General features: G+C 61.3%; 13 protein-coding genes and 1 pseudogene. 7 read left to right on the plus strand and 7 right to left on the minus strand.

From position 1 onward, the window contains the following. Window positions 1–20: 20 nt before the first annotated feature. From cueR to CAF65_RS23380, 3 genes are all read right to left on the minus strand, one after another. Window positions 21–434: a Cu(I)-responsive transcriptional regulator gene (gene cueR / locus CAF65_RS23370; protein ID WP_085718397.1), complete on the minus strand. Its 414-nt coding sequence runs from the start codon at window positions 432–434 to the stop codon at window positions 21–23. Next, a complete protein-coding gene (locus tag CAF65_RS23375; RefSeq protein WP_085718398.1) occupies window positions 431–2,824 on the minus strand; it encodes a heavy metal translocating P-type ATPase in 2,394 nt (797 codons plus the stop codon). Before CAF65_RS23375 ends, cueR begins: the two co-directional genes overlap by 4 nt. Before the next feature lie 87 nt (window positions 2,825–2,911). Continuing rightward, window positions 2,912–3,295 (minus strand): hypothetical protein, encoded by a 384-nt coding sequence (locus CAF65_RS23380; protein ID WP_085718399.1) that lies wholly within the window; start codon window positions 3,293–3,295, stop codon window positions 2,912–2,914. Window positions 3,296–3,442: 147 nt separating this feature from the next. Here CAF65_RS23380 and CAF65_RS23385 point away from each other — a divergent pair, with 147 nt between their 5' ends. Both CAF65_RS23385 and CAF65_RS23390 read left to right on the plus strand, forming a co-directional pair. Further along, on the plus strand, window positions 3,443–3,640 hold the full coding sequence (locus tag CAF65_RS23385) for a heavy-metal-associated domain-containing protein (protein ID WP_057395749.1): 198 nt from the start codon (window positions 3,443–3,445) through the stop codon (window positions 3,638–3,640). A 90-nt stretch (window positions 3,641–3,730) separates the two neighbouring features. After that, window positions 3,731–4,927 carry a multidrug effflux MFS transporter gene (locus CAF65_RS23390; protein WP_085718400.1) on the plus strand — a complete coding sequence of 399 codons (1,197 nt, stop codon included), beginning with the start codon at window positions 3,731–3,733 and terminating at the stop codon, window positions 4,925–4,927. Between the two features lie 8 nt (window positions 4,928–4,935). On the opposite strand, the gene CAF65_RS28525 is transcribed toward CAF65_RS23390, so the two are convergent. Further along, complete coding sequence (locus tag CAF65_RS28525) at window positions 4,936–5,109, minus strand: hypothetical protein (protein WP_008021930.1); 174 nt, start codon at window positions 5,107–5,109, stop codon at window positions 4,936–4,938. A 266-nt stretch (window positions 5,110–5,375) separates the two neighbouring features. Next, window positions 5,376–6,389 carry a zinc-binding alcohol dehydrogenase family protein gene (locus CAF65_RS23395; protein WP_085718401.1) on the minus strand — a complete coding sequence of 338 codons (1,014 nt, stop codon included), beginning with the start codon at window positions 6,387–6,389 and terminating at the stop codon, window positions 5,376–5,378. A 125-nt stretch (window positions 6,390–6,514) separates the two neighbouring features. Here CAF65_RS23395 and CAF65_RS23400 point away from each other — a divergent pair, with 125 nt between their 5' ends. Both CAF65_RS23400 and CAF65_RS23405 read left to right on the plus strand, forming a co-directional pair. Beyond that, a complete protein-coding gene (locus CAF65_RS23400; protein ID WP_085718502.1) occupies window positions 6,515–7,429 on the plus strand; it encodes a LysR family transcriptional regulator in 915 nt (304 codons plus the stop codon). 331 nt (window positions 7,430–7,760) lie between these two features. Beyond that, window positions 7,761–8,495: a helix-turn-helix transcriptional regulator gene (locus CAF65_RS23405; RefSeq protein ID WP_085718402.1), complete on the plus strand. Its 735-nt coding sequence runs from the start codon at window positions 7,761–7,763 to the stop codon at window positions 8,493–8,495. A 54-nt stretch (window positions 8,496–8,549) separates the two neighbouring features. On the opposite strand, the gene CAF65_RS23410 is transcribed toward CAF65_RS23405, so the two are convergent. Beyond that, window positions 8,550–9,503 carry an adenosine deaminase gene (locus CAF65_RS23410; protein WP_085718403.1) on the minus strand — a complete coding sequence of 318 codons (954 nt, stop codon included), beginning with the start codon at window positions 9,501–9,503 and terminating at the stop codon, window positions 8,550–8,552. A gap of 82 nt (window positions 9,504–9,585) precedes the next feature. Next, window positions 9,586–9,747: pseudogene (locus CAF65_RS23415) on the minus strand (2OG-Fe(II) oxygenase); the annotation flags it as partial. Between the two features lie 157 nt (window positions 9,748–9,904). On the opposite strand from CAF65_RS23415, the gene CAF65_RS23420 reads away from it, so the two are divergent. The 3 genes from CAF65_RS23420 (at window position 9,905) to CAF65_RS23430 (ending at window position 12,736) form a co-directional block, all read left to right on the plus strand. Further along, entirely contained in the window at window positions 9,905–10,960 is a 1,056-nt protein-coding gene (locus CAF65_RS23420) for a Gfo/Idh/MocA family protein (RefSeq protein WP_085718405.1), read from the plus strand. A gap of 2 nt (window positions 10,961–10,962) precedes the next feature. Beyond that, entirely contained in the window at window positions 10,963–11,778 is an 816-nt protein-coding gene (locus tag CAF65_RS23425) for a sugar phosphate isomerase/epimerase (RefSeq protein ID WP_085718406.1), read from the plus strand. A 79-nt stretch (window positions 11,779–11,857) separates the two neighbouring features. Further along, complete coding sequence (locus CAF65_RS23430; RefSeq protein ID WP_085718407.1) at window positions 11,858–12,736, plus strand: DMT family transporter; 879 nt, start codon at window positions 11,858–11,860, stop codon at window positions 12,734–12,736. The last annotated feature ends 3 nt before the right edge of the window (window positions 12,737–12,739 follow it).

Here is a 12,739-nt window from a genome sequence, read left to right on the forward strand (position 1 = left end):
GGTTTTGCGGTGCCCTGCAATCAAGCGCGGGTCGGGGTGGCGCAACACCCCGACTCCAGATTCTTGAGAATCGGGCAATCCGGCCGATGATCGCCGTGACAGTGCTCAACCAGATCTTGCAGGGTGTCGCGCAACTGGCCGAGTTCACGTATCTTCCGGTTCAACTCATCGATGTGCTGGCGGGCCAACGCTTTCACATCGGCGCTGGCGCGCTGGCGGTCTTGCCAGAGGGTCAGCAACTTGGCGACTTCTTCCAGGGAGAACCCCAGGTCCCGCGAGCGCTTGATGAACGCCAGCGTGTGCAGGTCGTCATCGCCATACACCCGATAACCGCTATCAGTGCGATGGGCCGCCTTGAGCAGGCCGATGGATTCGTAATAACGGATCATCTTTGCGCTCAGGCCGCTGTGGCGGGCCGCTTGGCCGATGTTCATCGGTTGTCCTCCAGGTCCTTGGGTTTCCAGGTTTTCAACAGTAGCGCATTGCTCACCACGCTGACGCTCGACAACGCCATGGCCGCACCGGCCAGCACCGGGTTGAGCACGCCAGCCACTGCCAGCGGGATGCCAATCAGGTTATAGATGAAGGCCCAGAACAGATTCTGACGGATTTTTGCGTAGGTCTTGCGACTGATCTCCAGCGCGGCCGACACCAGTCGCGGATCGCCGCGCATCAGGGTGATGCCGGCCGCGTGCATGGCGACGTCGGTGCCGCCACCCATGGCGATGCCGATGTCGGCGGCGGCCAGTGCCGGGGCGTCGTTGATACCGTCGCCGACCATCGCCACCACGCCGGTTTCTTTCAAGGCGGCGACCGTGGCGGCTTTGTCCGCCGGCAGTACTTCGGCATGCACATCCTGGATGCCCAGTACCTCGGCCACCACGTTGGCACTGCCACGATTGTCGCCAGTCAGCAGGTGGCTGCTGATGTTCCGCGCACTCAGTTGTTGCACCGCTTGCAGCGCCCCGGGCTTGAGGGTGTCACCGAAGGCGAACAGGCCCAGCACTTGTGGCTCGGGGGATTGTTCGATCAGCCAGGACAAGGTCCGGCCTTGTTTTTCCCACGCGATCGCCGAGTCGGCCAATGGCCCGGCGTTCAAGCCGCTGTCCTCCAGCAGGCGACGATTGCCCAGCGCCAGGCGACGCCCTTCGAGGCTGCCGGCGATGCCGCGGCCGGTCAGGGACTGGCTGTCGCTGACATCGGCTACCTTCAAGTGGCGTTCGACACAGGCATCCAGAACAGCCTTGGCCAGCGGATGCTCACTGCCGCGTTGCAGGGCACCGGCCAATTGCAAAAGGCGCGCCTCATTACCGTCGATGGCACTCAGATGAGCAATGCGCGGGGCACCGGAGGTCAGGGTGCCGGTCTTGTCGAACACCACCGCGCTGACCTCATGGGCGCGCTCCAGTGCTTCGGCGTCCTTGATCAGAATCCCGTGACGTGCCGCCACGCCAGTGCCGGCCATGATCGCCGTCGGCGTGGCCAGGCCCAGGGCGCACGGGCAGGCGATTACCAGCACCGCCACGGCGTTGATCAACGCGGTTTCCATCGGCGCGCCATACAGTAACCAGCCGATCAGGGTTGCCAGGGCAATCAGCAGCACCGTGGGCACGAACACCTGGCTGACTTTATCCACCAGTTTCTGGATCGGCGCTTTTGCGGCCTGGGCGTCTTCCACCAGGCGGATGATCCGCGCCAGCACGGTTTCCGCACCGAGGGCCTGGGTACGCACCAGCAAGCGGCCTTCGCCGTTGATCGCGCCGCCGGTAACTTTGTCACCGGGCTGCTTGGGCACCGGCAGGCTCTCGCCGCTGATCAGGGCTTCGTCGGCGTGGCTCTGACCTTCAATCACTTCGCCGTCCACCGGAAAGCGTTCGCCGGGTTTGACCAGCACCAGGTCGTTGAGGTGCAGGGCAGTGATGGCGACCTCTTGCTCGTGGCCATCGATCACCCGGATCGCCCGCTCCGGACGCAAGGCTTCGAGGGCGCGGATGGCGCTGGCGGTCTGGCGCTTGGCGCGACTTTCCAGGTACTTGCCCACCAGCACCAAGGCGATCACCACCGCCGAGGCTTCGTAATACAGATGCGGCATGCGCCCGGCGGCGGTAGCCCATTCGTATAGGCTCAAGCCGTATCCGGCACTGGTGCCCAAGGCGACCAGCAGATCCATGTTGCCGGCTCCGGCGCGCACGGCTTTCCACGCGGCGAGGTAAAACCGTGCGCCGAAAATGAATTGCACGGGCGTGGCCAGGGCGAATTGCACCCAGGCCGGGAGCATCCAGTGCACGCCGAAGGGCTGTAGCAGCATCGGCAATACCAGCGGCAAGGCGAGGGCAATGGCGATGATCAAGGCCCTGCGTTCGCGATGCAGGCGCTGTTGCTGACTGTCGGCTGACGGGTGTTCGGCTTCCCATACGCTGGCGGCGTAACCGGCCTTGGCCACGGCCGCGATCAAGGTTTGCGGATCGATCTGGCCGAGCAGTTCCAGGTGGGCACGTTCGTTGGCCAGGTTGACGCTGACGCTTTTTACTCCCGCAACCTTGCCCAGCGCACGCTCGACCCGACCGACGCAGGACGCGCAGGTCATGCCGTCGATGATAAGTTCCAGACTCTGCTGTGGCACGCTGTAGCCGGCCCTGGATACGGCCTCCATCAAGGCAGGCAAACTGTCGCTGGGTGCCTGAACCCGGGCCTGTTCAGTGGCGAGGTTGACGCTGACGGCACTGGCGCCGATGACTTTGCTCAAGGCGCGCTCGACACGCCCGGCGCAACTGGCGCAGGTCATGCCGGCAATTGGCAGGTCGAACGTGGTGGATTCGGACATCGGTCGCACTCCCTGTAGTAGATGACCACAGGATCAACCTTGCCATGCTGGCAAGGTCAAGTACCAATTCGATGTGGGAGCGATGTGTCAGTAGCCGAGGCCGGCGCGTTTCAGGTACATCCCATCCTGCGTCATCGCGATCCGGTACTTGAGCACATCCCCGGCCTTGAGCTGGATATCCTGCGAACCCGGTGCGAGCATGCCCGGATTGCAACCCGGCACCTGACCCGGGAGTAACTTGAGGCGCAACGAGACGTTGCCGGGCGGCAAGTTGAATGAGGTGCTCTGCTCCTGAAACAGCCGCGCCGCCAGTTGATCGTGGATGTACACACCGATTTCGCAGCTGGTCGCGACTTCCAGGCGCTCGCGGGAAATGATCAGCACGCCATAATCCTGACCGGCAGCATTGACCGAAGGCACGGCGGCAAAAAGGCTGAGAAAGCCAAACAGGCTGAAAACCGACCAGCGCATGGCTGAATCTCCTGAGTTCGAGTCATTGATGGACGCAGCTTGGCCGAGCCCGGCGCCGATTGCCAGCCCGGCAGCTAACGTCAGAACTTGACCTTGCCATGGTGGCAAGCATGAAACTGGGTTCAATCTCGGAAAAGGAGTCATCCCATGCAAGTGTTCAACGTTGAAGGCATGTCTTGTGGTCACTGCGTCAAGGCCATTACTCAAGCGGTCCAGGCCAAGGACCCGGCGGCCAGTGTGCGGGTCGATCTGGCGAGCAGGGAGGTCGGCGTCGAAAGTACATTGACCGCTCAGCAAGTGATCGAGGCGATCAGCGAAGAGGGTTACGGCGTCAAGCTGGCCTGATTTTGATAGTTAGCCAGCTACCGGAATGTTCAAGGCGTTCATGCACGGCTAGACTGTCGGGCTGCCGACTACTGCCCCACTGGATGCCTGATGAACTTCCGTACCATTCTGATTCTCGGCGCCTTGAGCGCTTTCGGTCCGCTGGCGATCGATTTCTATCTGCCGGCCTTTCCGGCCATGGCGCTGGCCTTCGGGACAGACGAAAATCACGTTCAGATGACGTTGGCGGCCTACTTCCTCGGCTTGTCCATCGGTCAACTGGCCTATGGCCCGGTGGCGGATCGCTTCGGGCGACGCATTCCACTGCTCACCGGTGTCGGCTTGTTTACCGCTGCCTCTCTGGCATGTGCCTATGCACCGAACCTGGAATGGCTGATCGGTGCGCGTTTCGTCCAGGCCTTGGGCGGCTGCGCCGGGATGGTGATTTCCCGGGCGGTGGTCAGCGACAAGTGTGATGCGGTGGGTTCGGCGAAAGTCTTTTCGCAGTTGATGCTGGTGATGGGGCTTGCCCCCATCCTCGCGCCATTGCTGGGTGGCTTGTTGGTCAACACGACAGGCTGGCAGTCGATCTTCCTGACCTTGACCGGATTCAGTGCGCTGGCGGGGCTGGCGGTTGCGACGGGATTGCCGGAAAGCTTGCCGGCCCACATGCCGCGTCAACCGCTGTCGGGTGCGCTGCGTCAGTATGGCCGGTTGCTGGCCGACCCGATATTTCTTGGCCATGCCTTGACCGGGGGCATCGCCATCGCCGGGATGTTTGCCTACATTGCCGGTTCTCCCTTCATCATTATCAAGCTCTACGGCGTTCCGGCCGAGCACTTTGGCTGGCTGTTCGGCACCAATGCCGCGGGCTTCATTCTGGTGGCACAGGTTAATGCGCGGCTGCTGGCCAAGCGCGGTCCGGCCTTCTTGTTGGCGCGCGCAGTGTGGGTTTACCTGGCCGCCGGCGTGACGTTGCTCGCGGTCAGCTCCCTGCACACCGCACAACTCTGGCCGTTGCTGATTCCATTGTTCATCTGTATCGCCAGCCTCGGTTGCATCAGCCCCAACGCCGCGGCCTGCGCGATGAGCGGGCAGGGCGGACGGGCCGGTAGTGCGTCGGCGCTGCTCGGTTGCCTGCAATTCAGCGTGGCTGCCGGTGCCTCTGCACTGGTGGGTGTGCTGCACGACGGCAGCGCCGTGCCGATGGCCATGGTCATCAGCCTGTGTGGCATTCTGGTGGTGAGCGCGGCGATGCTCACCCGGCGTTTGCAAAATGCCCGGGCGCTGGCGCAAGCCCAGGTTTGAGGCCGGAGTCAGCCGGCTGCACGCTGCGGGTGGAGGACGGGGATCTGGTGAGGGGCCTGGATGCGGGCTTCGAGGGTACGCGTGAAAGCGCGAGCTTCTGCTTCGCTGCGGAACGTCACGGCATGTTGATCTAAGCGAACTTGCCACTGGGACTTTGCCAGTTCCTTTATCAGGATCTTCATAGCCGAACTCCTCTCGTAAAAGATGTCTCGTAAAAGATGTCTCGTAAAAGACGTTACGCAAAAGACTGCCTCACAGGAGATTCGATTGTAGTCCCGAATACGAGCGCCATTGTGACAAGGGGCAACTGTCGGACTGACGGTTTGTAACTAAAAAAAACACGACTTTTCGATGGCGTCCGCAGGGGCTGTCTGCGACCCGGACACCACCGGTCGCAGACAAAAAACGCGGAAGGCTGATGAAATCAGCGATGGCTTTTTTCAGCGCTTCAGAACCCTTCCAGCACAATCTTGCCCTTGGCTTTGCCGCTCTCCAGCAGGGCATGGGCACGGCGCAAATTGCTCGCATTGATCGTGCCGAAGTGTTCGCCCATGGTGGTTTTCAGGGTGCCGGCATCGATCAGCCTGGCGACGCGATTGAGCACGTTGTGCTGCTCGATCATGTCCGGGGTTTCAAACAGCGAACGGGTGTACATGAACTCCCAGTGCAGTGACAGGCTCTTGCGTTTGAGCTTGGTCACGTCCAGCGACTTGGGGTCATCGATCAGCGCCAGTTTGCCTTGCGGTGCCAATGCCTCGACCAGTTGGTCCAGGTGCTGGTCGGTCTGGGTCAGGCTGGCGACGTGGGTGACCTGATCCACGCCGGCCTGCTTGAGCGCTTCGCTCAGTGGCTGGCTATGGTCGATCACCAGATCGGCGCCCAGTTCCTTCACCCAGTTTTGGGTCTGCGGACGCGAAGCGGTGCCGATGACCTTAAGGGCAGTCAGTTGGCTGGCCAGCTGCGTAAGAATCGAGCCCACACCACCCGCCGCGCCGACGATCAACAGGCTCTGGCCTTCATCGGCTTTGCCCTCACGCACTCGCAGGCGTTCGAACAACAGTTCCCACGCCGTGATCGCGGTCAGCGGCAGGGCCGCGGCTTCGGCGAAACCCAGGGTCTTCGGCATGTGGCCGACGATGCGCTCGTCCACCACATGCAATTCGCTGTTGCCGCCCGCACGCGCGATGGAGCCGGCGTAATACACCTTGTCGCCGGCCTTGAACAACGTCACTTCACTACCCACAGCCTTGACCACGCCGGCCACGTCCCAACCCAGCACCTTGGCCGCGCCGCCTTCGGGCTGTACGTTCTGGCGCACCTTGGTGTCCACCGGGTTGACCGAGATGGCTTTGACTTCCACCAGCAAGTCGCGGGGGCCGGCAACCGGTTCCGGCAGTTCTATGTCTTGCAGGGCCTTGTCGTCACCGATCGGCAACGAGGCGTAGTAGGCAATGGCTTTCATGGGCGACTCCTGAACACTGATAAAGAAGAGATTCGATAGGGGAGATGATTGGCTATTTCTCCTGAAGATAAAACCGGTTAAAAGAGCAGTCTCTTTCAATTTTTTTTTGATAGTCGGTGCTCTTGATGCTGCGTTTCGATGACTTGCAGTTGTTTGTCCGGGCGGCGGACCTGGGCAGCCTGTCCGCCGCTGCGCGTGGCATGGACATGTCGGCGGCGGTGGCCAGTGCGGCGCTCAAACGCATCGAACAGCAACTCGGCGCCCGTTTGTTGGCCCGTTCGACCCGCAGCCTGCGCCTGACCGCCGAAGGCGAGGGCTTTCTGGAATACGCCCGCGCGGCCTTGAGCAATCTCGACGAGGGACGGCGATTGCTGGCCCGTGGTCAGGACCAGGTCAGCGGAGTTCTGCAACTGTCGGCGCCATCGGACTTTGGCCGCAATCTGCTACTGCCCTGGCTCGATGAGTTTCAACGCGAGCATCCGAAACTGACCGTGCGCCTGCTGCTGGGGGACCGCATCGCCGACCTGTTTCGCCAACCGGTAGACGTTGCCCTGCGCTACGGTGAACCGGAGGACTCCAGCCTGGTGGCGCTGCCCATCGCCCCGCAGAACCGCCGGGTGTTGTGTGCCGCTCCCGGCTATCTGGCTCGCCATGGCGAGCCGCGGCAACTGGAGCAACTCGCACAGCACAATTGCCTGTTGTACATGCTCGGCAGCCGGGTCCACGATCACTGGAGTTTTCACGACGGCAAGCGCGAAGTCAGCCTGACCGTCAGCGGCGACCGCTTCAGTGACGATGCCGATGTCGTGCGCCTTTGGGCCGTGGCAGGTGCCGGGATCGCTTACAAGTCCTGGCTCGATGTCGCTGCCGATGTACTCGCCGGCCGCTTGAAGGTGCTGATGCCGGAGTTGCTCTGTGAGCGCGCACCGCTGAATCTGTTGTGCGCCCATCGCGCGCAATTGAGTAAGCCAGTGAACCTTTTGCGGGAAATGCTTGCCAGCCGATGCGCCCGTTTGAGTAGTCAATTTCCGGGCTTTTAGGAGATCGATCATTAGTCGCACAAAAAAAAGAGAAATTTCTCTCAGGAACGATCACCACCTATGCCGGGCAGAGGACAGGATCCAACGATCAACCCGCATATACTAGCGCCCTCATCATATAAATAGCGTCGATCCACCAATGGCGGGTCCACGTTCGAGTCGGCCCGGCCGCACGGTCATTCTTCTGGCCCTCGCAGCATCCGCCAGGCATCGCTCATGAGTGAGCAAAGCGTTGCCGGGTTTATGGCAGTTCCACGATTTGGCCGACGACACATTACTGGTCAAGATGTTTCTGGACTGTAGACGAAACGATTCAACAGGGAGTGAATACATGGAACATGCACCTTGCATCAGCCAGATCGCCACATTGCTGGCTGACCCAAAGCGCAGCGCAATAATGTGGGCCTTGATGGATTGTTCGGCGCGAGCAACCGAAGAGTTGGCATTGCTGGCCGGCCTGACATCGTCTTCGGCCAGTGCACACCTGGGGCGTTTGTCCGCTGGCGGTCTGTTGAAGGTTGAAAACCGCGGCCGCAAACGCTTCTTCCGCCTGGCCGCTCCCGAGGTCGGGGCGGCAATCGAAGCACTGGCCAGCGCGACCTTCGCCAGCGCCTCCCAGGATATTCCCGACGTATACAAGCGCAATGCGCCTCTCGTCAAACCCCGGGCGGTGCGTTCGTCATTGTTGAATGCCCGACTGTGCGACGATCACTTGGGGGGCACCCTGTCCGCCGATCTGTATCAGCGACTGCTGGAGGCAGGCTGGATCGAACATTTTGATCAGCGGGTCACGGTCACGCTCAAGGGCGCGACGGAGTTGGCGGCACGGGGGGTGTTCATCCAGGCGCTGGTCCATCACAACGGCAGGGTTGCTTGCGCGTGCCCTGACTGGAGTGAAAGACGCCCGCACATGGGCGGCTCGCTGGGCGCGGCATTGTTGCAGCTGTTCATGCAGTCGGGGTGGCTGAGCCTGCCCAACGATTCCCGAGCCTTGCAGGTGACAGCCTCCGGGCAACGGGAAATTCATCGCTTTGCCCAGGAAGCCGAGTTGGAAATGGCGCTGTAGTGCACCGTTGCGGGAGCGAGCGCATTTGCTCCCGCCGGGCTTGGGCGCTGAACCTTACGGTTTCACCAGCCGCGCATCGAGGCTGTTCTGCGCCAGGCGTTTGGCCTGGTCCTGGGTCATGCCCAGGTGAGTGTGCAGTGCATGGAAGTTCTCGGTGACATAACCGCCGAAGTACGCCGGGTCATCGGAATTCACGGTCACTTTCACGCCGCGTTCCAGCATGTCGAGAATGTTGTGCCGGGACATGTGATCGAATACGCACAGCTTGGTGTTCGACAACGGGCACACCGTCAGCGGGATCTGCTCATCGATGATTCGCTGCATCAGGCGCTCGTCTTCGATGGCGCGCACGCCATGGTCGATGCGCTGGATTTTCAGCAGGTCGATGGCTTCCCAGATGTACTCGGGCGGGCCTTCTTCACCGGCGTGGGCGACGGTCAGGAAGCCTTCGTGACGGGCACGGTCGAACACGCGCTGGAACTTGCTCGGCGGGTGGCCCATCTCGGAGCTGTCCAGGCCCACGGCGACGAACGCATCGCGGAACGGCAGCGCCTGGTCGAGGGTTTTCTGGGCCTCGTCTTCGCTCAGATGACGCAGGAAGCTCAGGATCAAACCACTGGTGATACCCAGTTGCTGCTCGCCGTCCTTCAGTGCTGCGGCGATGCCGTTGAGTACGACTTCGAACGGGATGCCACGGTCGGTGTGGGTCTGCGGGTCGAAGAACGGTTCGGTGTGTATCACGTTCTGCTCTTTGCAGCGCAGCAGATACGCCCAGGTCAGGTCATAGAAATCCTGGGACGTGCGCAGCACATCGGCCCCCCGGTAATACAGGTCGAGGAACTCCTGCAGGTTGTTGAAGGCATACGCCTTGCGCAAGGTTTCGACGTCGTTCCATGGCAAGGCAATCTTGTTGCGCTCGGCCAGGGAGAACAACAGCTCGGGTTCCAGCGAGCCTTCCAGGTGCAGGTGCAGTTCTGCCTTGGGCAGGGCGTTCAGCCAGTCGTACATGATTCTTTTCTCATCAGGTGCAATGGTCGCCATTCTACAGAGGGTTGCCGCAACAATTGGTAAAACCTGACCAGGCGGTTCATCACACCGCTTCCAGTTCCCGTCGATAAGCGTAGGTATCGGCAAAGCGCGAGAGCAGGAACTCGGCGCAGGTGGTGGCCGGGTGTTTCGCCGGGTGCAATTGATCCTGACAACCGTGCAGGCATTCGATGCGGGTATCCGGATGCGGCTCGGCGAAGTACGGGGGAACGACGGCTCGCTCCCACATGTTGAACGGCGTTCAACTTGAGAAGCTGTGCGCTGTTCGAACACTTTCAGGATGGGGTAGTGTAAGAATCTGGAACTCGGTTCTAAATTATTGGAGTTCAACGCTCCAATAACACTGACAAGAGGACCGCATCTTGAATTCACCCCTTCGCATCGCCTTGATCGGTGCTGGCAACATGGGCCAGCAGCATTACTGGCATCTGCAGTCCATGACCGAAGCGACCTTGTGCGCCGTGGCCGATCCCGGGCCGCAGGCGGCAAGTCTTGCGGCTGAATGGGGCGTGGCCCATTTCGCCGATTATCGTCAGATGCTGGAGCAGGCGAAGCCGGACGCCGTCATCGTCGCCAACCCGAACACGCTGCACGTCAGCACGGCCCTCGATTGTCTCGCGGCCGGCGTGCCGGTACTGCTGGAAAAACCGGTGGGTGTGCACCTGGATGAAGCCCGGGAGTTGGTGGCTGTCTCGAAGGCTAGCGGTGTTCCGGTGCTGGTCGGCCATCACCGTCGCCACAATCCGCTGATCGTCAGCGCCCATGAACTTATCCACAGCGGCGCATTGGGCCGGCTGACCACGGTTACGGCGCTCTGGCAGTTGCGCAAGCCCGACAGCTACTTCGAAACACACTGGCGCCGCGAGGCCGGTGCGGGGATGTTGTTGACCAACCTGATCCACGACCTCGATCTGCTGCGGCACTTGTGCGGCGAAGTGCACCAGGTTCAAGCCATTACCAGCAACGCCATACGCGGGTTTGCCAACGAGGATTGCGCGGCGGTGTTGCTGCAATTCGACAACGGTGCGCTGGGTAGCCTGACCGGCTCGGATGCGGTGGCTGCACCCTGGAGTTGGGAGCTGAATTCAGGAGAGAACCCGGTTTATCCGCGTCACGCCGATCAACCGTGTTACTTGTTGGCGGGAACGGGCGGGGCGCTGAGCATTCCACAACTCAAGCACTGGCACTACACACAAGCCGATGGCGGATGGCATCAACCGTTGCTGGCCACCCAGGAAAGCTTCAGTGCCGGAGAAGCCCTGCGTCTGCAGTTGCAGCACTTTGTGCGTGTTGCGCGTGGGGAAGTCGAGCCGCTGGTGAGTGCCGCCGATGCCGCGCGTACTTTGGCGCTGATCGAAGCCATCCGCGAAGCCGCTGAAACCGGTCGTGCCTGCGCGCCATCCTTGGTCGAGGGCTGACCATGAGCGAACGAGTCTTCTCCCTGGCCAGCCTGACTGTGCTGGAGTTGTCACCGCCCGACATGGTCGAGGTCGCCGCGCGGACCGGTTACAGTCATGTCGGCTTGCGCCTGGTACCGGCGACCCCTGAGGAACACCATTTTGCCTTGGTGGCCGACAGCGAGTTGCGGCGCCAAACCCTGGCGCGTCTGCGCGATACCGGTATCGGGGTGCTGGACGTCGAAATCCTGCGTCTCAAGCCGGAGACCGTTGTTGCCGACTTCGAGAAAATCCTGGAGGTGGGTGCCCAATTGGGTGCCAGTGAATTGCTGGTGGCCGGCAACGATCCTGATGAACAACGGCTGACGGAACATTTTGCCGAACTCTGTGATCTGGCGGCACTCTATGGGCTGCACCCGAATCTGGAGTTCATGCCCTGGACCGATGCGCGCAATCTTCAACAAGCCGTGCGTATTGTAGAAAACGCCAGGCGGGAAAACGGCGGCGTGTTGGTGGACGCCTTCCACTTCGATCGTTCGGGATCGCGGCTGGAAGATCTGGCCAACGTTGCTCCCTCACGGTTACGGTATGCACAGTTGTGCGATGTCGCAGGACTACGGCCGGCCGATATGGCGGAGATCTTGCGCCAGGCGCGTAACGAACGGCGTTTTCCCGGCGATGGCGATTGTGATTTGTCGGGGTTGCTGGGTTGTTTGCCGACTAACATTCCATTGAGCCTGGAGATTCCCACCGTGCAGTTGCTGGAGCAGGGCGTGAGTGGATTGGACCGGGCGCTGATGGCGCTGGATAAAACCCGGGAATTGTTGGCGCGGCTGTAATCGGTACTGCGCACCATTCGCTGGTAGGAGCGAGCTCGCTCCTACAGGCGAAGCTTTTGACTTTATGCAAGGAAACCCAATGACCGTCAGCACCCCGCTTTCCGGCGTCAATCAGCCCTTCAAAGGGATCCTGCTGATCGTTGTCGCAACCTTCCTGTTTTCCACCCACGACGCCTTTTCCAAATACCTCTCCGGTTTCTATCCCATTGTCATGGTGGTCTGGGCGCGTTACCTGGTTCACACCTTGTTGATGGCCGGGATTTTCCTGCCGCAATCCGGGCTGCGGGTCCTGCGCACCAAACGGCCATTGCTTCAGGTGATCCGGGCGCTGTGCCTGCTGGGCACCAGTCTGTTTTTCACCACAGGGTTGATGTACATCCCGCTGGCCGAGGCCACGTCGGTCAACTTCCTGGCACCGGTACTGGTCACCGCTTTGTCGGTGCCGTTGCTGAAGGAGCGAGTGACGCGGGGGCAATGGCTGGCGGTGATTTGCGGTTTTATCGGGGTGCTGATCATCGTTCACCCGGGGGGAGATCTGTTCACTCCGGCGGTGTTGCTGCCGTTCTGCTCGGCGCTGTTTTTCTGCTTCTATCAACTGCTGACGCGCAAGCTCGGCGAGATCGACAGCCCGACCACCAGCAATTTCTTCGCAGGCTTGTGCAACACGCTGGTGATGAGTGCGTTGGTACCGTTCTTCTGGCAGACGCCGAACCTGATGCATGGCGCGATGATGCTGGCGCTGGGGGCCTGCGGGATGACGGCACACCTGTTCTTGACCCAGGCGTTCCGTCTCGCTGCGCCGGCACTGCTGGCGCCGTTCAGCTATTGCCAGATCATCTTTGCCGGCCTGCTGGGCTGGCTGCTGTTTTCCCATACACCGACACTGACCACCGTGATCGGTATTGCTGTGATCTGCTGCAGCGGGCTGGCGGCTGCCTGGCAGCAAAGCCGCCGATAGAAG

Source organism: Pseudomonas sp. B28(2017) (genome assembly GCF_002113025.1).
Lineage (GTDB): Bacteria > Pseudomonadota > Gammaproteobacteria > Pseudomonadales > Pseudomonadaceae > Aquipseudomonas.